Raw genomic sequence first — 475 nt, 5'->3', positions numbered from 1 at the left:
TAAGTTTTAAAAGGCAGTAAAAACTTAGCATAAAAAAACGGGATTTATTCCCGTTTTTTTTATGATTAAGTTTAACTGATTGCTGCCGTAGTATTTATTTTAATAATTGAATGGGGTAGTACTATATTTCAGTTATAGTTGTATGACTAGTAATTGAAAATTAGACAACTCAAAAAATTAAACCGGAATTTTTTCTATCACAATGGGATCCTCTGCAGAGGTAAGATAAGTGCAGGTCATCTCGATGATATCAATACGCGACTTGGCAATACCACATTGCGCAGCTTGTTGGCAAAAAGTATAATAGTCGGTTTGACCGCTTTCATGAGTAACCAGATATTCAATGAAGCGTTCCTTATTTGCAGTGCCAGCGATCAATAATTGATCGTATTTTGCATCGGTGCTTACTTCATGATTAGTATCTCCATAATAAATGACACGACCGTCTGTAACATGAGTGTCATATCCTTTTATA

At 34.3% G+C, this 475-nt stretch carries 1 protein-coding gene; it reads right to left on the bottom strand.

Translation table 11 applies throughout. The features are described 5' to 3' along the window. Nucleotides 1-177 precede the first annotated feature (177 nt). On the bottom strand, nt 178-475 hold a 298-nt coding region (locus tag FCS21_RS17695), incomplete at its 5' end, for a DUF1398 family protein (RefSeq protein WP_138624492.1).

The sequence above is a fragment of the Colwellia ponticola genome (assembly GCF_005885605.1).
Taxonomy (GTDB): Bacteria; Pseudomonadota; Gammaproteobacteria; order Enterobacterales; family Alteromonadaceae; genus Colwellia; species Colwellia ponticola.
The sequence above is the reverse complement of the archived record's forward strand: the minus strand, read 5'-3'. Positions and strand labels throughout refer to the sequence as shown.